This window comes from Streptococcus hepaticus (genome assembly GCF_043656315.1).
In the GTDB taxonomy this organism is placed as follows: Bacteria; Bacillota; Bacilli; order Lactobacillales; family Streptococcaceae; genus Streptococcus; species Streptococcus hepaticus.
In genome coordinates, this window is the sequence record NZ_JBINIY010000004.1 from 75,444 (window position 1) to 95,103 (window position 19,660).

Sequence of the window (19,660 nt, forward strand, 5' to 3'; positions counted from 1 at the left end):
AAATAACCACAGCCACATAGATACAAACTTTCGTTTCTGTGTTTGCATCCATGTAAACATGTCTACAAACACTATCTAAAGTAGCTGTAGTAATAAGAATGCTTGGCTATTTTAAGCTGACAATTCTGACTCATCTGAGTTTCTCTCTTTCTCATTTTTATTAGGTTAGTAAAATAATAAAACTTTTCAATAGCTTTGTCAAGGAATTTTATGAATAAATTTACTTTTTTTTGAATAGAGGTGCTAGATAGTGCATAAAATCCCCATGCTATTCGGCATGAGGACTTTGTTTCTGGGAAAGCTTACCAGTTGTATTGGTCAACATTGTCTTTAGTAACAAGATAAATCGGAGACACTGTTACTTTTTCTACTTTTTTACCTTGATAGTGATCAATGGCTGCCTGGATAGCAATTTCACCCATTTTTGCTGGTTGTTGGGCAATTGTTGCAGAAATGTCGCCTTTTTTAATGGCTTCATGGGCATCTGGTTGTCCATCAATTCCTACAATCAAGACATTTTGTAAACCTGCAGATTTAACAGCTTGAGCAGCACCCAACGCCATTTCATCATTTTGAGCAAAGATAACTTGAACATCTTTATTTCCTTGAATCATGTTTTGAGCAGTATTCAAGGCTTTTGCACGGTCAAAGTTGGCAGATTGACTTGAAAGGACGTCTAATTTTGCTTTAGCAATTTCGTTGAAACCTTTACCACGGTCAACTGTTGCAGATGCTCCTGGTACACCTGACAATTCAAAGGCTTTGGCCTTTTCACCAAGTTCTTTGACAACGTATTCTGCCGCCATTTTTCCTGCTTCTACGTTATCTGAAGCAACTGTTGTCAAGACTTCCCCACCTTCACTACCACGGTCAATCAGAATAACTGGAATATTGGCACTGTTGGCTGATTTGATAGCTGTAACAATAGCTTTAGAGTCAACTGGGTTGATCAAGATGGCATCCACATTTTGACTGATAAAGTTTTGAACATCATCTGCTTGACGAGCAGCATCATCTTGGGCATCTGTTACTTTGACAGTAACGGATTCTTGACTAGCAAATGTATCAATCCCATCTTTCATGGCTACAAAATAAGGGTTATTTGTCGTTGATAGGGATACACCTAACTTCAAATCCTTAGCTTCTTTTTGAGGAACTTCCTTGTTTGATTGATTGGATGAATTGCCAAGTCCTGTTTTACCACAGGCACCGAGAGTAAGAACAAGTGACATACCGAGGGCTAAAACGCCTAATTTTTTTCCAAATTTCATTGGGAACTCCTTTATGATAAATTCTATTAGATACTGAATATGAGTGATTTCTCATATTGCTGCCTAGTTTATTTTGCTACCTTCAAACGGTCAAGTAAGACGGCTATTAAAATCACAATCCCTTTGACAACCTGTTGCCAGAAAGCTGAAACTCCTATGATGTTCAAACCATTATTCAACACACCAATAATCAGGGCACCAATCAAGGTACCGAGAATGCGCCCCTTCCCTCCTGAAAGGGATGTTCCACCAAGTACAACTGCTGCAATGGCATCCATTTCATAACTAGCACCTGCTGTTGGCTGCGCTGAATTCAAACGTGACGTGATAATCAAACCTGAAATAGAAGCCATCATACCAGAAATAGTATAGATAATAATTTTAACCTTGTTTAACTTAACACCTGAGATATACGCCGCTTTTTCATTACCTCCTAAAGCGTAAATAGATTTCCCAAAGGCTGTTTTGTGTAACAAAATATACAAAATAACAAAAGTAAGGAACATGAGAATGACGGGAAATGGAATCCCCACAACATAGCCCTGTCCCAAAAATTGGAAGAGGAAGCTATCTGACAAACCTGCTGTGATTGGATTTCCGTTAGAATAAACCAGGGTCGCTCCTCGGAAAATAGTCATGGTAGCCAAGGTTACAATGAAGGGAGCCAATTTCCCAAAAGAAATAAAGAGTCCATTCAGCATTCCAAAGATACCACCCATGCAGACGGCAAGGACAATAGCAATGCCTACTGGCATCCCTTGGCCAATCAAACCTGCACTAAGAGCACTAGACAGAGCCAAGATTGAACCAACTGACAAGTCAATTCCTCCCGTCAAGATAACAAAGGTCATTCCAAAGGCAATGAAGCCATTTGCAGTTACCTGCAAGAGCAAGTTGAGCAGATTATTGGTCGTTAAGAAATTTGGATTGATAAAGGTAATCACCATCATCAAGCCAATCAAGGCAATCAGAGTGGTCAACTCTGGCATATTTTTTACGATATTTTTCAACTTATTTTCCTCCTGTTGCTAGCTGCATGACTTTTTCTTGACTAGCTTCTGCGCGACTCAATTCACCATTGATTTTCCCTTCATGCATGACCATGATACGGTCGCTGACTCCCAGCACTTCTGGCAAATCAGATGATACCATGATAATCGGTACACCTCTGTCAGTCAACTCATTCATTAATTGATAAATTTCACGTTTGGCTCCGACATCCACACCCCGAGTAGGTTCATCTAAAATCAATACTCTTGGTGCGATGCCAATCCATTTAGCTAGCACTACTTTTTGTTGGTTGCCTCCCGATAAATTCCCCACTTCCAAATCAGGTGTCCCAGATTTGATAGCTAGGCGATCAATCAATTTTTGTACAAAAACGCGACTTGTCTTTTCATCAAAAATCCCATTCTTGCTAAAGTCTTTGGTAGATGGCAAGGTCATATTATCCTTAATACTAAAATCTAGTACCAAGCCCTCATCTTTTCTATCTTCTGTCAAAAACCCAATTCCCTGCTGAATAGCCTGATAGGGACTTGCAATATTGACTTCCTTTCCGTCAATCTTAATCGTGCCAGCCGCCTTCTTGTCAATGCCAAAAATAGTTCGCATGACTTCAGTTCTTCCAGCTCCCATTAGACCAGAAAAACCAAGAATTTCTCCTTTTCTTACCTGGAAGGAAACATCTGTAAAGCCCTGTCCACTGAGTCCCTCCACTTCAAAAGCCACTTCTCCAATTTCAGATGTTTTTTCAGGATAGTAATCTTCTAATTCCCGACCAACCATTTTTCTGACTAGTTCATCTGTGTCCGTCAAGGCTGTCACCTTGGTGTCCACTACAATACCGTCTCGCATAACGGTGATTAAGTCTGTAATCTTAAAAATTTCTTCCATACGGTGAGAAATATACACAATTCCCACACCTTCTTTTTTCAAACTATCAACAACTTGGAAAAGGTGCTCTGTTTCTCTATCTGTCAAGGCAGCCGTTGGCTCATCCATGATAAGAATAGACAGTTGATTAAGCAAGCTTTTGGCAATTTCAATCATTTGCTGCTGACCAACCGAAAGTGTTCCAATAGCGACATCAAGCGGAATAGTTACTCCCAAGCGGCGGAAAACTTCTTCTGCCTTTGCTCGCATTTTTTTCTCTTGCAATAAGCCAAACTTATTCTTCATTTCACGTCCCAAGAAAAGATTTTCCAAGACTGTCATATCTGACCAAGTATTCATCTCTTGGTGGATAAAACTAATCCCAAATTCTTCAGCCTCTTGAGGATTTGAAAAGGTTCGCTCAACTCCATCAATCAAAATAATACCTGAACTAGCTGGAAATAGCCCCGTCAAAATATTCATCAGAGTTGACTTACCAGCACCATTCTCCCCCATTAGCGCGTGGACTTGACCAGATTCTAAGGTCAAATCAATCTTTTCCAGCACATGGTTAGAACCAAAGGATTTGGAAATATCCTTCATATCAATTTTCATGAATACGTGTCCTTTCTAGAGGATGACTCCTGATTGTAGAATAATATTTGAATACGGTGTATTTTCACCAGTTCGAATGACTGCTTTTACTCCGTGATTCATGGCTTTCAAGGTTTCGTGACTAACAAATTCAATATCTACTGTATCGTCTAATTTCTCAAGAATTGCTGCTAATTGTTCTGGATTGGCTGTTTTAATTTCTTCCGCCAAGACGACTTTTTCCACTAGAATATGTTCTAAGTAAACATCCAAAACTTCTTGGAAATTCGGATGACCTGCTTTCAAAGCCAAGTCAATTTTTGGAGTTTCTGTTGGTACAGGTAAGCCCAAATCACCAATGCAAACCTGATCTGTATGTCCTAAATCATCCGCCAATTTAGCTAAATTACTATTCAAAATCCCATGTTTTTTCATAATACGAACTCTCTTTCATTTCCTTCATTGTTGGCATGCCGCCTTGGGCACCAAATTTTTGTACTGACAAGTGAGCAGCCAGCGTTGCAAACCGTAAGGCTTCAAACACTGAAATCCCATGTGACAAGGCATACCCAAATGCTCCATTAAAGGTATCACCTGCACCAGTTGTATCAACAGGTTGGGTCTTCAAGGCAGGAATGTGATGCACTTGATGTCCATCTGAATAAATGGAACCTCTTGTTCCCAGCGTCACAATTAACTTCTCTGGATAATCATTCAGTAAGTCCTCCAGTTCCCTCTCCGGGAACAGCTCCTGGCACTCATGTTCATTCGGTGTAAAGTAATCCACCCAGTCTAGCATTTCCATATCGGTTGAACGGGCTGGAGCTGGGTTATAGAGAATCTTGATTCCCTGCTCTTTGCAGAATTTTGCAATGGCTACATTAGCTTGATGGGGAATCTCATTTTGCAGAACAACTAGATCTGCATTTTCAAAGGCTTTCCACTCATCCGTCCAGCTATCTGGATTGACTTCCCCATTTGCACCAGGACAATAAATAATGCGATTATCATCTTGATACAGTGTAATTTGAGCAATACCTGAAAATTGTGGTACCGTTCCCACATTGTCCACAAAAATATGATTTTCTCTTAGATTCTCTAATAAAATCGAACCAAAGGAATCTTGGCCAACCGCTCCTAACATGATAATCTCATCCTCTGGCTGACTCAAACGACCAATAGCAACTGCCTGATTGGCCCCCTTGCCACCTGGAAACATGGAGAAACGGTTACCAAATACCGTCTCTCCCTCCAGTGCAATGCGATCTGTTTCCATGACTAGATCCATAGAAACGCTTCCAATCACAATAATCTTACTCATCCTTTTTCCTCCTAAGTGTTTCTCGTTCAACATAGTGAACAGGTAATTTAATGCGATTTTCCTGAACTGGCAGCTGATTGGTAATCTTGTAAATCAACTCGGCTGCCTTTTGCCCCATGAGATAAGACGACTGATGAATCGTTGATAGGGCAGGATAAATAAAGCGGCTCATCAAAATATCATCGTAACCAACAATTTGAATATCTTCTGGAATTCGTTTGCCACAATTCAACACTTCGTGAATGTATGCAATCGCGTGAATATCTGAAGGTGCAATAATACTATCAATTTCTGGATAACTAGCTAATTGTTGCCTAGCTTCCAACTGAATTTGATCAAAGTCAAAACTACGGCTATCCCCAATCGAGAATTGAGCTTGCTTCATCTCCAGAAAATCATAACTCCCTTGAAAACGTTGGTTCAAATTTTCCGCTTTGTCCAAAGGACCTCGTACTAGAAGAATATTTTTTGCTCCAGCTTTCCAAACTAACTGGGCTGCCAAACGACCACCTTCCTCATTGTCCGAAAATACTCCATACTGTGTATCCTGTGTGACCCGATCCACTACCACTACTGGAATCGAAATTTCAGGATGGTCCTTGGTAAAATCATGGGTTGTGATAATACCAGCAGCATTACACTGCATCAAAACATTCAGATATTCTTCTTCTAAGTGCCCCTTATTATTAGTATTCCCCAGCATGACTCGATAGCCTTTTTCCTTAAGGAATTCTTCTACACCACGCGCCAATCTAGGAAAGAAAGGATTGGAAATATCTGGCAAGAGTAGTCCCACTAACTGATTTTTTTTGGTCTTCAATGACTGGGCCATAAAATTTGGAACGTAATTTAATTCTCGGATGGCTCGTTCGATGTCTTGAGCTGCCTTCTGACTAACGTAGCCTTTTTGAGAAATATATCTGGAAACTGTTGAGGTTGAAACCCCCGCTTTTTCTGCAACTTGTCGTATCGTAGTCATATCTGCTCTTTTCTAAAAATGTGAAACCGTTCTCACAGTTTGAATTGTAATCGTTTTCTAGATTTTTGTCAAGTATTTTTTTAAAATTTTTTTACTAACTTTTGCGAGAAATATAAAAGAAAGTATAAAAAATCGAGATTTGACCAAATCAATTTTCCTTCACTACTATATTTCACTCACACCTGATACAGTTCGGTATGGAAGAATTTTTATGATTACTCTCAATTATTCGAGATCGCTTATGTGCAAGAGAATGAGACTGTGCAACCAACTGTTACACCAAACTAGCATCTCTATAAATATCAAAAAACTTGAGACTTTCGTCCCAAGTTCAATTCATTTTTATAACAAATCCTGCAACGGTTTGAAAATTAATTTCTCCAAATCTGAGATATAAAGAGATAATTGCTGTTGCTTCGTAAAGTAGTCTGTCAAGATTGGATTGCCCTGAACTTGCCGACTAAAATCTTGCATTTTAGCCTGTACATCATCTTCTAGCATTTGACCAGATTGTAATTTAGCCTGAATATCCTTTTGATAGTCCATGTAGGCATCAAAAATTTTCTTGGCTTCTGGATTGCTCTCCACTGCCACTTTGGCAACTTCTGCTGCCTTGTACTCTGGCAAATGGCGGATTGCACGCTCTAATTCGTTGGCAATATCGTAAATATTTATTGACATATTGGTTCCTCCTAACTAATGAAAACTTGGTAGTCTGTATTTTCACGGATGACACGCGCCGCCCGTTCCAAGTCCTCTTTATTTTTAAATGTAATTTGTAAAATACCGTGAATATCCTCACGATTTTCCTCATTAATCCGAAGATTAACCACTGAAGTTCCACGTAGCAATTCCAAAATCATGAGAATAACGTCTTCTTCATCGGGAACATTGATGAAAATATCGTAGAATGAGTCCACACCCGCTCGCTTATGAATTTCCATTTCCTTGCGAGTACGACTTCCTTGATCAAAAAATTCCCAAATAGCAGTTTCATCACCATTAGCAATCTTTTCAGCAACTTCTGACAAACGCGACTGAAATTCCGAAATCCGCTCCAAAATCGCTACCTGATTGGTCATGAGGATACTGGTCCACATACCTGGCTCACTCTCGGCAATTCGTGTCATATCCCGAAAACCACCTGCCGCAAAATTATTGGTAAATGGGTGCTCATCCGCATAGTCCCCAGCTTGATTCATGAGGCTTGACGCTAAAACATGAGGAAAATGTGAAATCTGACTGGTCACACGGTCATGCTCTGCCGCATCAATCTCAATAAACCGCGCCTTGAGTCCTGATAAAAGATCCGTCAACCGAGGAATCGCATCTTTCTTGGTCAACCGACTCGGTGTGAAAATAAAGTAGGCATTTTCAAAGAGTAAAACGTCCGCAGCACTCGCTCCTGTCTTATGGCTACCTGCCATTGGATGACTGCCAATGAAGTTAGCTGTATCGGGTAAGTACCGCTCTGCCGCTGCCACAATCTCTGCCTTGGTCGAACCAGCATCTGTAATCAGAGCCTTTTCCTTGAGCTCCATCTGTCCCAATTCTTTCAAAAAGGCAATGGTCTGCTTGATCGGTACCGCTAAAATGATAACATCTGCTTCAGGTACAAATCTTGCAAAATCATCTGTCACCTCATCTACAATACCTCGTTCCAGAGCGATATTCCGTGAATTTTCTCCAAGATTATAGCCTAGCAACCGATAATCTGGATGATCACGACGAATTCCAAGAGCCATAGATGAACCAATCAGCCCTAAACCTGCAATAAAAATAGTCTTTGTCATCCTACCTCCTTTTATTTTCATGTTCGTCTGATAGTAGAACACTCCGAGTAGGTTCTACCCAGAGTGTGTTTAGAAATTCTTGACATAGTCACGGTAACGCGCGACTGCTTCTTTTAACTCTTCCATATTGTCTGAAGAGAATTTTTCTAAGATTTCCGTCGCAATAACCGTTGCCACTACTGACTCCATGACCACACCAGCAGCTGGTAAAGCTGTTGGGTCTGAGCGTTCCACCGTTGCCTTGTATGGCTCATGTGTCTCAATATCAACAGACATAAGTGGTTTGTAAAGAGTTGGAATAGGCTTCATAACTCCACGAATAACCAGCGGTTGACCGTTAGACATACCGCCTTCAAAACCACCCAAATGATTGGTACGACGAGTATAGCCATCTGCCTCATTCCAAAGAATTTCATCCATGACTTCTGAGCCTTTACGGTAACCCGCTTGGAAGCCAACACCAAATTCTACACCCTTGAAGGCATTGATAGACACAACAGCTTGAGCCAGTTTACTATCTAACTTTTTATCCCATTGGACAAATGAACCCAAACCTGCTGGAACTCCACCGATAATCGTCTCAACGATACCGCCGATAGTATCTCCTTCGCGCTTGATTTGGTCAATGTAATCCTTGATTTCCTGCTCGCGTTCTTGATTAACCACCGAAATCTCAGACTTTTTAGCCAATTCTTTGATTTGTGCAACGGTCAACTTGTCTGGAACATCAATTTCCTTGCCTCCAAAGACAACTACATGGTTGGCAATGTCAATGTCCAACTCTGCTAAAATCCGTTTGGCAACAGCACCGATTGCAACACGCATGGTTGTCTCACGAGCAGATGATCGTTCCAAAGAATTCCGCAAATCATCAAAGCGGTATTTCATGCCCCCTACCAAATCGGCATGTCCTGGACGCGGATGAGTGATGCGACGCTTACTTTTGAGCTTTTCTTCAATGTCTTCAACAGACATGATTTCAAGCCATTTTTGGTGATCTTTATTGGTGACATTGAGTGTAATTGGCGCGCCAGTCGTTTTTCCATGGCGCACACCTGCTGTAATCTCAACCTGGTCTGTTTCAATCTTCATACGTCCACCACGACCATAGCCGCCTTGGCGTCGTTTCAAATCTTCATTGATATCTTGAGCAGTCAGAGAAAGCCCTGCTGGAACTCCTTCAATAATAGCCGTTAAACGTGGTCCATGGGATTCACCCGCTGTCAAATACCTCATCTACTTCTCCAATTCTTCTAAGAATTTTTTCATGTTGGCAAGAGAAATTTGCCCTGGCGCACTAGCTTCGTCCAGACTAGCAAAGGTCCAGCAAGAACCTGTCAACACACCAGATAAGCGAGATAATTTCCCTAAATCTCCCATAGACATAGTGGCATAAGCTTGCTCCATATTGAGTGTCTTGAAACCGCGCGTATAGTTCATGACATCCAATACATCCTGCTCTGTCTTTGGCATAACAGCCATCTTAACAACTGCTGGGGATAAACTGGTCAATTCTGACATGATTTCCATGTAGTTTTCTGGTGTTTCTTGGAAATTATGATAACTCAAGACCAAATTAGGAAACTCCATCATTTCTTCAAAAATTTCCTTATGAGAATAATATTCAAAATCAATAAATTCAGGCTGATAGAGACTAGCAACTTCTTTAATCAAAGCCACATATTCCGCATCTGTCACTTCCAATAAGCCACCTTCACAACTAGTTCGAAGTGTAAAAATAACTTCACGCCCCACCAACTTTTCAAAGACAGCTGGCGCAACTCGTAAAATCTCATCTTTTGGAAGATAGTCAGCACGCCATTCAATCAAGTCTGCTGCTGCCAAGCGCTCTATGTCTAGCAACTCAACATCTTCCATACTTCGTGGCATAATCGGTACGACTATTTTCATTTCTCTACCTGTATCGTAAATACCTTGAGGTAATTACTACTTTCATCATTTTTATTATAAGCAAAATCAGCTGGTAAGCGATTGGTTGCTAGATAACGGAACTTGGTCTGCCCAAATCCTTTTTTCAATTCTTTTTTAAATTTTTCAGCCGTCAGATTAGAAGCATTGGTTGAAGCAATGATGATTCCATGAGGATTCAAGATTTCCAAAGCCTCCGCAATCAATCGATGATAATCTTTGGCAACTGAAAAAGTTTGTTTTTTATTTCGTGCAAAACTCGGCGGGTCAATCACGATAACATCATAAGAAAGACCTTTTCGCTTAGCATAACGGAAGTATTCAAACACATCCATGACCACAAAACGATGGTTTTCTAAAGGAAGTCCGTTGGCAATAAAATGCGCCTCCGACAATTCTCGAGACCGTTTGGCTAGGTCAACAGAAGTCGTCTCAAGGGCGCCTCCCATAGCAGCGGCCACTGAGAATGCGGCTGTGTAGGAGAACATATTGAGCAAGGATTTCCCCATTGCTAAGCCATCTACTAAGCTACCACGAACTTCATGTTGGTCTAGAAAAATTCCTGTCATGAGACCATCATTGAGGAAGACTTGGTAATTGACTCCATTTTCCTTCACAATAAAGGTAGCTGGGGCTTCTTGCTTGTATAAATGTGCAGATTCAAGGTCCAAGCCCTTAAAGCGAATTTTCTCGTAAGCTCCTTTGATATCAGGAAAAATAGAAATAAAAGCTTCTACGATGATCTCTTTTTGGGAGTATATAAATTCATTATACCATGTAAAGAGTGCATAGTCCTCATAAAAGTCAATTGTCAAACCACCAAATCCATCTCCATCTTGATTAAAGAGACGGTAGGCTGTCGTTACATCTGATTGAGCATAGGAAGAACGCTTGTTTTTCGCTTTCGTAAACAGGCTCTTAAAAAATGCACTATCTGCTTTAAAAGGTTCCTGAGAAACCAACCATCCGATTCCTTTATTTTGCTGTGAAAGGTAGCCTTGTCCCAGCACTTTTCCAGCTTCATCAGCCAATAAAACATAGCGATTATTACCCGAAAAAGACTGTACATCAGTCTCTTCTAAAAGACAGATTCCCTGCCTAACTTTTCTTTGACCAGTTCGATTGAGTTTTACTGTTTCCATAAACAGTATTATAACAAATTCACCTTCATATCTCAAAAAAACTTTTGTAGTCCATGGTCCAATCAAAAGTGTGGTATAATAGTCAGTGATTTTATAGATATTGTATGAGGAAATTTCTGTGAAAAAAATACAAAACCAAATCAATGAAGTACTGAGAACCCGACTAGGCTTTGTGTTCAGTCTGGTTCTTCTCTATTGGATAAAAACCCTAGTTGCCTATGCAACAAATTTTAACTTGGATACGGAAGGTTTCTACCAGAACCTGATTGCCTTTATCAATCCTCTCCCCTTAGCTCTTCTGCTAATTGGGGTAGCACTCTACGTTAAAGGTACGAAAGCTTTCTACACCGTAGCCTGCACAATTTATTTTTTATTATTTGCTTGGCTATTTTCAAATGCTATTTACTACCGTGAATTTTCAGATTATATTTCCATCTCAACCATCATGGCTAGTAAAAGTGTGGCAGGTGGCTTAGGAGAATCAGCCTTCAAACTCTTTACTCCGTGGGATATTCTCTACTTTGTAGACTTCTTTTACTTCTTTTATTTACGTTTCAAGAAAAAATTTATCATGGATCAACGTCCCTTCAATAAACGAGCGAGTTTTGCAGTCACTGCTCTTTCGACCATGCTCTTTTCAGCCAATCTTTTCCTAGCTGAAATTGATCGACCTGAACTCTTGACCCGTGGTTTTTCAAACACTTATATCGTTCGTGGGCTGGGACTTCCAGCCTTTCTAGCCTATAATGCCAACCAGACATACAATGCCCACAAGGACCGTTCAGAAGCGACAGCCCAAGACCTGGTTGCAGTACAAGATTATGTCAAGGCTCACTACGCAGCACCGAATCCAAGTCTCTTTGGAATTGCCAAAGGACGTAATGTCATCTATCTTCACTTGGAAAGTTTCCAACAATTTCTGATTGACTACAAATTAAAGGTCAATAATTCTGAATACGAGGTTACACCATTCCTCAATTCTCTCTACCATTCACCTGAAACCTTTGCTTTCTCAAACTTTTTCCACCAAGTCAAGGCAGGTAAAACTTCTGATGCTGAAACAACCATGGAAAACTCATTGTTTGGACTTGCGCAAGGTTCCTTCATGGTACAATACGGTGGCAGCAATACTGCCCAAGCAGCCCCACACATCTTGAATGTTGAAGGTGGCTATACTTCAGCTGTTTTCCACGGAAATTCAGCGACCTTCTGGAATCGAAATAACACCTATAAACAATGGGGTTATAATTACTTCTTTGATTCATCTTACTTCCGTAAACAAACCGAAGACAACTCCTTCCAATACGGTCTCAACGATAAAAATATGTTTGCTGACTCCATTCAATATTTAGAACAAATGCAGCAACCATTCTATGCTAAATTTATCACTGTATCTAACCACTATCCATATATGTCTAACCTTAAAGGGGATGAACTTGGTTTCCCATTCGCAGAAACCAAAGACGAAACCATCAATGGATATTTTGCTACCGCTAACTACCTAGATACCTCTGTTAAGTCATTCTTTGACTATCTAAAAGCAGTTGGTATTTATGACAATTCGATCATTGTTCTCTACGGAGATCACTACGGTATTTCTAATTCACGAAATACGGATTTGGCTCCTCTTCTTGGCAAAGATGCTGAGACTTGGACTGATTATGACAATATGATGCTCCAACGTGTCCCATATATGATTGTCATCCCCGGTATGAAACAAGGAAAAATCGTTCATACCTATGGAGGCGATGTAGACAACTTACCAACTCTTGAGCATTTGCTTGGTATTGACACTAGCAAATATATCCAAGTTGGACAGGACCTGTTATCATCTGGACATAACCAAGTAGTAGCAACACGTACTTCTGGCGCATTTGTAACACCAAAATTTACAAGTTATGGTGGCAAGGTCTACTATACGGAAACAGGACAAGAAATCACGAATCCTGACGAATCTACACAAAAAGAAATTGATGTTGCCAAAGCAGCTGCGGACTCTCAATTAGCAGCTAGCGATGCTGTTCAAACAGGAGATCTCCTCCGCTTCCTTGACAACGGCCTGCCTAGAGTAGATACCAGTCAATTCAGCTACAAAGATTCAATGGACGTTTTAAAAGCTATTGAAGACAAACTAGCTGACAAATCTACTAGCATTTATAATAAAAATGGAGATAAATCAACTGTTGATCTCTATCAATCACCAAGTTATAAAGAATTGCATGAGGAGCTTACAACCACCTCAAGCAGCAGTTCTTCTCCAAGTAAGTAAACAGAAACTGAGACTCGTTCTCAGTTTTTTTATCTCCTTTACTTTTCCATTATCACTCTTGACTAAGCATGTTACATGTATTGTGACCCATACTAGTTCACGGTTAGCATCTACATGATGACAACTAAAAACTTAGAACACTTCTAAACTTTACTCAAAAACACAAAAAAACTAGCCTAGGCTAGTTTTTTTGATTATAAGCTTATTTTGCCAAAGCTGATTTAGCAGCTTCTGCAAGTGCTGAGAATGCTGCAGCATCGTTTACTGCCAAGTCAGCAAGCATTTTACGGTTAACATCGATTTCAGCTTTTTTCAAACCGTTCATTAATTTAGAGTATGACAAACCATTCATACGAGCAGCCGCGTTGATACGAGTGATCCACAATTTACGGAAATCACGTTTTTTCTGACGACGGTCACGGTATGCATAGTAGTAAGAGTTCATTACTTGTTCTTTCGCAGTGCGGAACAAGAGATGTTTTGAACCGTAGTAACCTTTAGCTAATTTTAAAATACGTTTACGACGTTTGCGTGAAACAACGCCACCTTTAACACGTGCCATTTATTTTTCCTCCGAATAATTCTCTAATTTCAAGTCTTGTCTTATTTAAGACGAGTAAGCATAGCTTTGATACGTTTGAAGTCACCAGCATGTACCATACCTGCTTTACGAAGGTGACGACGTTGTTTTTTAGTTTTACCGTGGAAACGGTGTGATGTGAAGGCGCGGAAGCGTTTCAAGCCACCAGAACCTGTACGTTTGAAACGTTTAGCTGATGCGCGGTGAGTTTTTTGTTTTGGCATGATTTTTCTCCTTTAGCTTTCTGAGCTTATTTTTTTTCTGAAATTGGGGCAAGTTGCATGAACATTTGGCGTCCATCCATCTTAGCACGTTGTTCGATAATCGCTACATCTTGAGTAGCTTCAGCGAACTCTGCCAAGACTTTCGCTCCAACTTCCTTGTGCGTAATCATCCGACCCTTAAATCGAATAGATACTTTGACCTTGTTTCCTTTTTCAAGGAATTTGCGGGCATTACGAAGTTTGGTATCAAAGTCACCCTTATCAATCGTTGGACTCAAGCGAACTTCTTTAACAGTAACAACGGTTTGTTTCTTACGTTGTTCTTTCTGTTTCTTCTGATACTCAAATTTGAACTTGCCATAGTCCATAATCTTCGCAACAGGTGGTTTAGCTTGCGGTTGGATCAGAACCAAGTCAACATTAGCCGCGTCAGCCAAAGCTTGCGCTTCGTTGAGTGGTTTGATACCTAACTGTTCACCCTCGATACCGATAAGACGAACTTCACGCACACGAATTTCATCATTGATGAACAAATCTTGCTTTGCTATGGTATTCACCTCTTTATAATTTTTTAGAGAAAAACGAAACGGACTTGCTCACAAGTCCGTCCCTACATTATCATTTCAAAAGAAATTGTAACCGTAGAGCCAGACAACGTTAGTCGCAAGGCGAGAAGCTCTCACTTCTGCTTTTCTCATTGTTACTAGTATATCAGTAGATTTTCTACTTGTCAAGAATTTCTTTTGCTTTTTCTGAAATAAATTGAACCACACCTTCAATAGACACACCTGTCGTATCAAAAGTAATGGAGTCATCAGCTGGTTTCAAGGGAGAAACTTCACGGTGACTGTCCTTATAATCACGCGCTGCAATTTCTTCCTTAAGCGTTTCTAAGTCTGTTGGAATCCCTTTTTCTTGATTTTCCTTAAAGCGACGTAGGGCCCGTTCTTCCACAGAAGCCACCAAGAAAATCTTCAATTGTGCTTCTGGCAGGACAACCGTACCGATATCACGACCATCCATGACAATGCCACCTTGAGCAGCAATCCGACGTTGTTGTGCAACCAATTCCTCTCGAATTTCTGGAATGGCTGAAACCCAAGAAACATTATTAGTCACATCATTTTGACGAATAGCCAAGCTGACATCACAATCTCCAAGAAAAACTAGTGCAGTACCGTCTGCTGCTTTCCCGAAGCTAATAGGATGAGTCGATAACTCTTCTAACATTTGAGGCACTTGTTCTCGGCTCAAGTTATTTTTGAGAGCCAAATAAGTGGCACAACGATACATAGCCCCTGTATCTAGATAGGTATATCCTAAGTTTTTAGCAATAATTTTTGCAACTGTACTTTTACCGCTTGAAGCAGGTCCGTCAATTGCGATTTGAATAGATTTCATGTGACTCCTTATTTAATACGGACAATGTCACCTGGGTTGGCAAACCAAGAACCTGTTGACATTTTGTCTGGATTGAGGCTTTCCAATTCTGCAATCGAAATACCAGCACGTGCAGCAATAGAAGCTTCTCCCTCACCAGCATTCACTGTTAAAGTTGAACCATCCGCTGCGGACGTAGTTGTTGAACTAGAACTTGTCTCCTCTGTTGAAGCTTCTGTGCTACTTTCTTCCGTACTTGTAGAAGACTCAGTGGTCGTTGACGAACTTGATTTGGCTGCATTGCTCGCATTGTAAAACTCTTGACTTGAATTGGTTTTACTACCTCCGCTTGAAAGGTAGATTGATAAAGCAATAATAGCAATCACTAGCACGACAAAAATACTCATCAAAATTGTAAAAATGGTTGTACTAGCTTTTTTACGACCGCTACGGCTCCGACGAGAAGCCTCTCCATTATCAACTGTTTCGTAAATTTCTTCATTCCATGGTTCTTGTGACATTTGACGATTTCTCCTTGTGTTTTCTATAAATATTGATTACAATAGCAGTATGAACATTAAATTATTTCCTGAAAAATGTATTGCCTGTGGGCTCTGCCAAACTTATTCACCGGCTTTTGACTACGATGATGAGGGAATTGTTGTTTTCTCTAATCATCCAGATAGACGTGAAGCAGTATTGTCGGATGACTCTGACCTGCTCTTAGCTAGCAAATCTTGCCCGACAAAAGCTATTCAGATTGACTAATTTTTAGGCGCATAATATTCTTCAAAATAATCTTGTTTGATGAGATGGTCTGATAATTCTACTTCTCCAGCAAAATATGGATTCAACGCCAAAGCATTGACAAAGTATTTTTTAGGCCATTTTCTCATATAAAAAATCTTACCATTTGGGTATTGGCGACAAAACAGTTCAATAGACAAATAAGTCACTGAAATTTTTTCAATCTCTGCAATAGGGATTTTTTTTATTGCCAAAGGATTAACCGACGCAATCTCCAAATTCTCATCTTCAATGACAAAGTATCTGTGTAGCCCAACTAAAGCCAGTAGGATAAAGACCCCGAACATGGCTAAAATAGAACGCGATACCTGTAATTTTTCAAAGAGCATAGAAAGTCCAATAAAAAAAAGTGACAGCACTGCTGACCAGTAAATAATGGACCAGGACAACTCGGGTTGCCAATGATAGCGCATCTTACCAAATATTTTTATCATGGTCTCCCTCCTCCCTATTATTTTAGCATAAAGAGGGGAATTTTACCATGCAATTCTTTTGGAGAAAGAGATTTTTCTAACAAAAAAAGTGTCAACTAATAATCACGATAGACCATCATCAGAACACCTAAACTTTTCAAATTTATACGGTCAATTCTATCAACCTCAAAAAAAGAGAGAAAATGGAGAAAGATGTGCTATTAAACTGGCAAAGCTTTTTAACAACATAAATTTAGGAGTTGGACTTTTGCCCAGCTCCTAATTGGTATTATGAGACAGCTACTAAGGTTGACAGACAACCCTAACTAGCCTACAAATTGAATAATGCTGGAAACAATTCCATACGCGTTATCCCAATCTTGTGATGGGTTTAAACCAGTAACACTACCACTGATTACCACTTGATTAATATTCCCTGTTGCTACAATACCTGGATTCGTTCGAAATTCATGTGTTCTCCAAGTCTTATTAGCTTGGTACACACCATTTGCTTTGAGCTTAGCTTAATATTGGAGAAGACTGCCTTTAGACTATCTCCATTTTTACGACCTGACCCCTCTACTCGTAGAGCAATATCTGTCCGATTAGCCATTGCTGCATTGCGTCCTTGTGCAACGGCTGCACCATTTATGTAGGCTGTATAATTTCCATCTTTTTGGACAGCTAACATTAAATGATAGGTTGCTCCTTTATTTTAGGCATAGAGATTAGTCCACTGATAAGTTTGCCCACCTGCATTATTATTACCGATGTTTTCAACCATAAAGGACGTTTTTCCTGTATGTGGAGCACAGGCAGCTACATCATATTGTAAGCCAAAGCTAATAGCAGAAACTGGACTAACAGCTAAAATCTTTGCATGATAACCTGTTCCAGATCCCGTTAAAGAGACATCTGCTTCTATAGTGTATTGTGAACCTGTATTTTCAATAGTGTTATTCCCTGAGGGAAGTGCTTCATAATATTGTGTGCGAATAGGAACTCCCACTTGGATAGCGTTTAGTTTAACACCTTCTTGCTTCCAACCATGTTGTGGCAACACATTATATTCATTTGTATCTGTTGTCAAATGATGAAGTCCACGTAGCCCTTTGTTGTACACACGGTAAATAGCAGCATCACCGCCTGAATAAAAGACAGGTCTTCCCCCATTATCCTTTTTCCAACCATGCTTGCTTGTTAATACATTCACCTCATTGGTATCAGTTGTATACAAATGATTTTGCAACCCAGGATTATAAAGGTGATATACAGGAGAACCTTGACCTGCATCAGGAGCATACCATGACTCTCCCTCATATCCCCATCCGTGCTGTCTAAATAGGACCTCTTTTTCATTTGCATCTGCAGTGTACAGATGCTCTCCATTACGATTATTATATAGACGATAAATGGTCGTATTAGCTTGTACTTCTATTGATAAAAACATTGCAAATACAACTGACAAGCAGAGCAATAGTTTGATTAATTTTATATTTTTCATAAAACCCCTTTTTTATTTAAGCTTACACAAAAAGAAAGTCTATATCAATGAATTTTCTTACCGTTACTGAGGCATTCGCTTGTATAACTTATCAAATCCAACCCCAGCTATCGGAATCAACAAGTAGACATACGGATAGACATATTGACTTTTGGTTTCCCAAATGAGATGGAAGAGAAAACCTGCTGATAAATAGATAAGGATTGCTAAGAATACATTCCGACCCTGATATTTTCCAAATAACTCTATTGTCCCTAAAAGGCTCAATCCATAAAGAATTGGTAAAAGACTGGCTGAATAGACATAAAGGATGTCTAATAACCTCCCTCCCTCATAAACAGAAGTCATAATCGAGCCTTCCACCTTTTGTCCCTCAACTTTAGAGCGAGGTAAGGGACCAGACCATACTGATTGAAATAGCCCGTCTGTCCATGTCGAAACCAATTTATTTTTGAAAAATTTAATCGTATAAGCAGGGTTATTTTTCATATACTGGAGACGCTCACCAAGTTTCTTCTGACTTGCTTGCGTGATTTGTTCTGCATTTCCTTCGTTCTCCGTATAAACATTTTCCACATAAGCATCATACCAACCTGGGATACGATTATAGACTGGATTATCATCTAATCCCATAGCAATCCATGCTATTTTAGGCTCCCCTTGCAGTTTCGCTCCTGTCAAATCTTTATAATAAGTAATCAGTCCCCAATTAGTCCCCATTGGTACGACGATGACAAGAATAGTCAGCAACAAACTCCTATGATAATGATTTTGAAGAAAATCCAAAAAGAGTAATAAACAAATGGATAGTAGCAAAAGTAGATTATTACTACGAATTAGATAGGCCATTGACAAACTAGATAGGGTCAAAACAGAAGCCAGCAAACTTCGATGTTGAAGATAAGCCTGCAAACCTAGCAAAGCTAGTAAAACAAAAAATAAGCTATAGGTTAAACCATAAACAAATAAAATATAGAAAATTTGCGGCAAAAACAAGAAGGATAGCACAATCGTTGCTTGAGCCACCTTGGTTTTTGGAAACTGTCTACGGACCAACCAATAAAGCAGGAGGTTATCTAACATGGCAAATACTAAATTTATATAGAAAAATATTTGAACATTTTTTTCGCCAAAGAAATGCAGAAAAATCCTTTCAAATGTAACCAACCCTAGCTGGTGGGGATATTTAAAAATATATCCATAAACCGATGTAAGAGGAGAATATTCATTCCGATTGATGGCTCTAGCCGCCTCCAAAACAGCCAAAGCATCATGACGCAAGATATTATTTTGATGAATAATCAAAATAATCCCCATTGCTAGATAGAACAAAAATCCGCCTAAAAGTAAATATGCCGCATCTAACTTTATTAAAGCGCAAAGAATCAAAAATAAAACTAGCCCAAACAGAGAGAGCCCCAGCCAAAACCAGAGGTTATTCTTTTCGATGATTGCCATCTCTGACCCATCCATTGGTAACCGTGTATGATAAAAAATGGAAGCTAAAGTTAGGCAGGATAAGAGCCCAACAGACCAGATCAAAACACTGTTTCCCAATAATTTACCTAAATACTTCATA

22 protein-coding genes and 1 other annotated feature are annotated in these 19,660 nt (G+C 39.8%); of the genes, 2 read left to right on the forward strand and 20 right to left on the reverse strand.

Annotated elements, in window-relative coordinates; translation table 11 throughout:
• Positions 1-302: 302 nt before the first annotated feature.
• The 11 genes from ACHUFA_RS05120 to ACHUFA_RS05170 all read right to left on the reverse strand — a co-directional run bounded on the left by ACHUFA_RS05120 (position 303) and on the right by ACHUFA_RS05170 (position 10,904).
• Positions 303-1,271 carry a substrate-binding domain-containing protein gene (locus tag ACHUFA_RS05120; RefSeq protein WP_222347845.1) on the reverse strand — a complete coding sequence of 323 codons (969 nt, stop codon included), beginning with the start codon at positions 1,269-1,271 and terminating at the stop codon, positions 303-305.
• Between the two features lie 68 nt (positions 1,272-1,339).
• The gene (locus ACHUFA_RS05125; RefSeq protein ID WP_394405139.1) at positions 1,340-2,260 is read right to left on the reverse strand and encodes an ABC transporter permease subunit; all 921 of its coding nucleotides are present in this window, start codon (positions 2,258-2,260) and stop codon (positions 1,340-1,342) included.
• A gap of 22 nt (positions 2,261-2,282) precedes the next feature.
• Complete coding sequence (locus tag ACHUFA_RS05130) at positions 2,283-3,761, reverse strand: sugar ABC transporter ATP-binding protein (protein ID WP_222347848.1); 1,479 nt, start codon at positions 3,759-3,761, stop codon at positions 2,283-2,285.
• Positions 3,762-3,776: 15 nt separating this feature from the next.
• On the reverse strand, positions 3,777-4,175 hold the full coding sequence (rbsD, locus tag ACHUFA_RS05135) for a D-ribose pyranase (protein WP_222347850.1): 399 nt from the start codon (positions 4,173-4,175) through the stop codon (positions 3,777-3,779).
• A complete protein-coding gene (rbsK, locus tag ACHUFA_RS05140; protein ID WP_394405093.1) occupies positions 4,150-5,061 on the reverse strand; it encodes a ribokinase in 912 nt (303 codons plus the stop codon). Before rbsK ends, rbsD begins: the two co-directional genes overlap by 26 nt.
• Positions 5,054-6,040, reverse strand: coding sequence for a LacI family DNA-binding transcriptional regulator (locus ACHUFA_RS05145; protein ID WP_222347854.1), 987 nt, complete (start codon positions 6,038-6,040; stop codon positions 5,054-5,056). The genes rbsK and ACHUFA_RS05145 overlap by 8 nt, the downstream gene beginning before the upstream one ends.
• A 342-nt stretch (positions 6,041-6,382) precedes the next feature.
• Positions 6,383-6,721, reverse strand: coding sequence for a YlbF/YmcA family competence regulator (locus ACHUFA_RS05150; RefSeq protein WP_222347856.1), 339 nt, complete (start codon positions 6,719-6,721; stop codon positions 6,383-6,385).
• Positions 6,722-6,732: 11 nt separating this feature from the next.
• Positions 6,733-7,833 carry a prephenate dehydrogenase gene (locus tag ACHUFA_RS05155; RefSeq protein WP_394405094.1) on the reverse strand — a complete coding sequence of 367 codons (1,101 nt, stop codon included), beginning with the start codon at positions 7,831-7,833 and terminating at the stop codon, positions 6,733-6,735.
• A 69-nt stretch (positions 7,834-7,902) separates the two neighbouring features.
• Positions 7,903-9,069 carry a chorismate synthase gene (gene aroC / locus ACHUFA_RS05160; protein WP_222347860.1) on the reverse strand — a complete coding sequence of 389 codons (1,167 nt, stop codon included), beginning with the start codon at positions 9,067-9,069 and terminating at the stop codon, positions 7,903-7,905.
• Positions 9,070-9,744: a type I 3-dehydroquinate dehydratase gene (gene aroD, locus ACHUFA_RS05165; protein WP_222347862.1), complete on the reverse strand. Its 675-nt coding sequence runs from the start codon at positions 9,742-9,744 to the stop codon at positions 9,070-9,072.
• Positions 9,741-10,904 (reverse strand): class I SAM-dependent rRNA methyltransferase, encoded by a 1,164-nt coding sequence (locus tag ACHUFA_RS05170; RefSeq protein WP_394405095.1) that lies wholly within the window; start codon positions 10,902-10,904, stop codon positions 9,741-9,743. The genes aroD and ACHUFA_RS05170 overlap by 4 nt, the downstream gene beginning before the upstream one ends.
• A 118-nt stretch (positions 10,905-11,022) precedes the next feature.
• On the opposite strand from ACHUFA_RS05170, the gene ACHUFA_RS05175 reads away from it, so the two are divergent.
• A complete protein-coding gene (locus ACHUFA_RS05175) occupies positions 11,023-13,173 on the forward strand; it encodes an LTA synthase family protein (RefSeq protein WP_394405096.1) in 2,151 nt (716 codons plus the stop codon).
• 202 nt (positions 13,174-13,375) lie between these two features.
• Here the strand turns inward: ACHUFA_RS05175 and rplT are convergent, their stop codons facing one another.
• The 5 genes from rplT to ACHUFA_RS05200 form a co-directional block, all read right to left on the reverse strand.
• Positions 13,376-13,735: a 50S ribosomal protein L20 gene (gene rplT / locus ACHUFA_RS05180; protein WP_222347868.1), complete on the reverse strand. Its 360-nt coding sequence runs from the start codon at positions 13,733-13,735 to the stop codon at positions 13,376-13,378.
• Between the two features lie 41 nt (positions 13,736-13,776).
• A complete protein-coding gene (gene rpmI, locus ACHUFA_RS05185) occupies positions 13,777-13,977 on the reverse strand; it encodes a 50S ribosomal protein L35 (protein WP_222347870.1) in 201 nt (66 codons plus the stop codon).
• A 26-nt stretch (positions 13,978-14,003) separates the two neighbouring features.
• Entirely contained in the window at positions 14,004-14,534 is a 531-nt protein-coding gene (infC, locus tag ACHUFA_RS05190) for a translation initiation factor IF-3 (RefSeq protein ID WP_222347872.1), read from the reverse strand.
• Between the two features lie 15 nt (positions 14,535-14,549).
• Positions 14,550-14,674: a sequence feature (ribosomal protein L20 leader region), on the reverse strand.
• 26 nt (positions 14,675-14,700) lie between these two features.
• A complete protein-coding gene (gene cmk, locus ACHUFA_RS05195) occupies positions 14,701-15,378 on the reverse strand; it encodes a (d)CMP kinase (protein ID WP_222347874.1) in 678 nt (225 codons plus the stop codon).
• Between the two features lie 8 nt (positions 15,379-15,386).
• Positions 15,387-15,878 (reverse strand): SAG1386/EF1546 family surface-associated protein, encoded by a 492-nt coding sequence (locus tag ACHUFA_RS05200; protein WP_222347876.1) that lies wholly within the window; start codon positions 15,876-15,878, stop codon positions 15,387-15,389.
• A 49-nt stretch (positions 15,879-15,927) separates the two neighbouring features.
• Between ACHUFA_RS05200 and ACHUFA_RS05205 the strand changes: the two genes are divergently transcribed.
• Positions 15,928-16,125 (forward strand): ferredoxin, encoded by a 198-nt coding sequence (locus ACHUFA_RS05205; RefSeq protein WP_222347878.1) that lies wholly within the window; start codon positions 15,928-15,930, stop codon positions 16,123-16,125.
• On the opposite strand, the gene ACHUFA_RS05210 is transcribed toward ACHUFA_RS05205, so the two are convergent.
• From ACHUFA_RS05210 to ACHUFA_RS05225, 4 genes are all read right to left on the reverse strand, one after another.
• Complete coding sequence (locus ACHUFA_RS05210; protein WP_222347880.1) at positions 16,122-16,598, reverse strand: EbsA family protein; 477 nt, start codon at positions 16,596-16,598, stop codon at positions 16,122-16,124. The genes ACHUFA_RS05205 and ACHUFA_RS05210 overlap by 4 nt on opposite strands.
• Before the next feature lie 421 nt (positions 16,599-17,019).
• On the reverse strand, positions 17,020-17,268 hold the full coding sequence (locus ACHUFA_RS05215; RefSeq protein WP_394405097.1) for a hypothetical protein: 249 nt from the start codon (positions 17,266-17,268) through the stop codon (positions 17,020-17,022).
• A gap of 24 nt (positions 17,269-17,292) precedes the next feature.
• A complete protein-coding gene (locus ACHUFA_RS05220) occupies positions 17,293-18,081 on the reverse strand; it encodes a hypothetical protein (RefSeq protein WP_394405098.1) in 789 nt (262 codons plus the stop codon).
• A 63-nt stretch (positions 18,082-18,144) separates the two neighbouring features.
• Positions 18,145-19,659 (reverse strand): glycosyltransferase family protein, encoded by a 1,515-nt coding sequence (locus tag ACHUFA_RS05225; protein ID WP_222347885.1) that lies wholly within the window; start codon positions 19,657-19,659, stop codon positions 18,145-18,147.
• Between the last annotated feature and the right edge of the window lies 1 nt (position 19,660).

Coding starts and splice junctions, on each gene's coding strand:
- ACHUFA_RS05145 (WP_222347854.1), bottom strand. CDS start 6,040: ATGACTACGATACGACAAGTTGCAGAAAAAGCGGGGGTTTCAACCTCA.
- ACHUFA_RS05205 (WP_222347878.1), top strand. CDS start 15,928: ATGAACATTAAATTATTTCCTGAAAAATGTATTGCCTGTGGGCTCTGC.
- aroC (WP_222347860.1), bottom strand. CDS start 9,069: ATGAGGTATTTGACAGCGGGTGAATCCCATGGACCACGTTTAACGGCT.
- ACHUFA_RS05125 (WP_394405139.1), bottom strand. CDS start 2,260: ATGCCAGAGTTGACCACTCTGATTGCCTTGATTGGCTTGATGATGGTG.
- ACHUFA_RS05200 (WP_222347876.1), bottom strand. CDS start 15,878: ATGTCACAAGAACCATGGAATGAAGAAATTTACGAAACAGTTGATAAT.
- ACHUFA_RS05120 (WP_222347845.1), bottom strand. CDS start 1,271: ATGAAATTTGGAAAAAAATTAGGCGTTTTAGCCCTCGGTATGTCACTT.
- rpmI (WP_222347870.1), bottom strand. CDS start 13,977: ATGCCAAAACAAAAAACTCACCGCGCATCAGCTAAACGTTTCAAACGT.
- cmk (WP_222347874.1), bottom strand. CDS start 15,378: ATGAAATCTATTCAAATCGCAATTGACGGACCTGCTTCAAGCGGTAAA.
- ACHUFA_RS05210 (WP_222347880.1), bottom strand. CDS start 16,598: ATGATAAAAATATTTGGTAAGATGCGCTATCATTGGCAACCCGAGTTG.
- ACHUFA_RS05155 (WP_394405094.1), bottom strand. CDS start 7,833: ATGACAAAGACTATTTTTATTGCAGGTTTAGGGCTGATTGGTTCATCT.
- rbsD (WP_222347850.1), bottom strand. CDS start 4,175: ATGAAAAAACATGGGATTTTGAATAGTAATTTAGCTAAATTGGCGGAT.
- ACHUFA_RS05150 (WP_222347856.1), bottom strand. CDS start 6,721: ATGTCAATAAATATTTACGATATTGCCAACGAATTAGAGCGTGCAATC.
- rbsK (WP_394405093.1), bottom strand. CDS start 5,061: ATGAGTAAGATTATTGTGATTGGAAGCGTTTCTATGGATCTAGTCATG.
- aroD (WP_222347862.1), bottom strand. CDS start 9,744: ATGAAAATAGTCGTACCGATTATGCCACGAAGTATGGAAGATGTTGAG.
- rplT (WP_222347868.1), bottom strand. CDS start 13,735: ATGGCACGTGTTAAAGGTGGCGTTGTTTCACGCAAACGTCGTAAACGT.
- ACHUFA_RS05225 (WP_222347885.1), bottom strand. CDS start 19,659: ATGAAGTATTTAGGTAAATTATTGGGAAACAGTGTTTTGATCTGGTCT.
- ACHUFA_RS05220 (WP_394405098.1), bottom strand. CDS start 18,081: ATGAAAAATATAAAATTAATCAAACTATTGCTCTGCTTGTCAGTTGTA.
- ACHUFA_RS05170 (WP_394405095.1), bottom strand. CDS start 10,904: ATGGAAACAGTAAAACTCAATCGAACTGGTCAAAGAAAAGTTAGGCAG.
- ACHUFA_RS05215 (WP_394405097.1), bottom strand. CDS start 17,268: ATGTTAGCTGTCCAAAAAGATGGAAATTATACAGCCTACATAAATGGT.
- ACHUFA_RS05130 (WP_222347848.1), bottom strand. CDS start 3,761: ATGAAAATTGATATGAAGGATATTTCCAAATCCTTTGGTTCTAACCAT.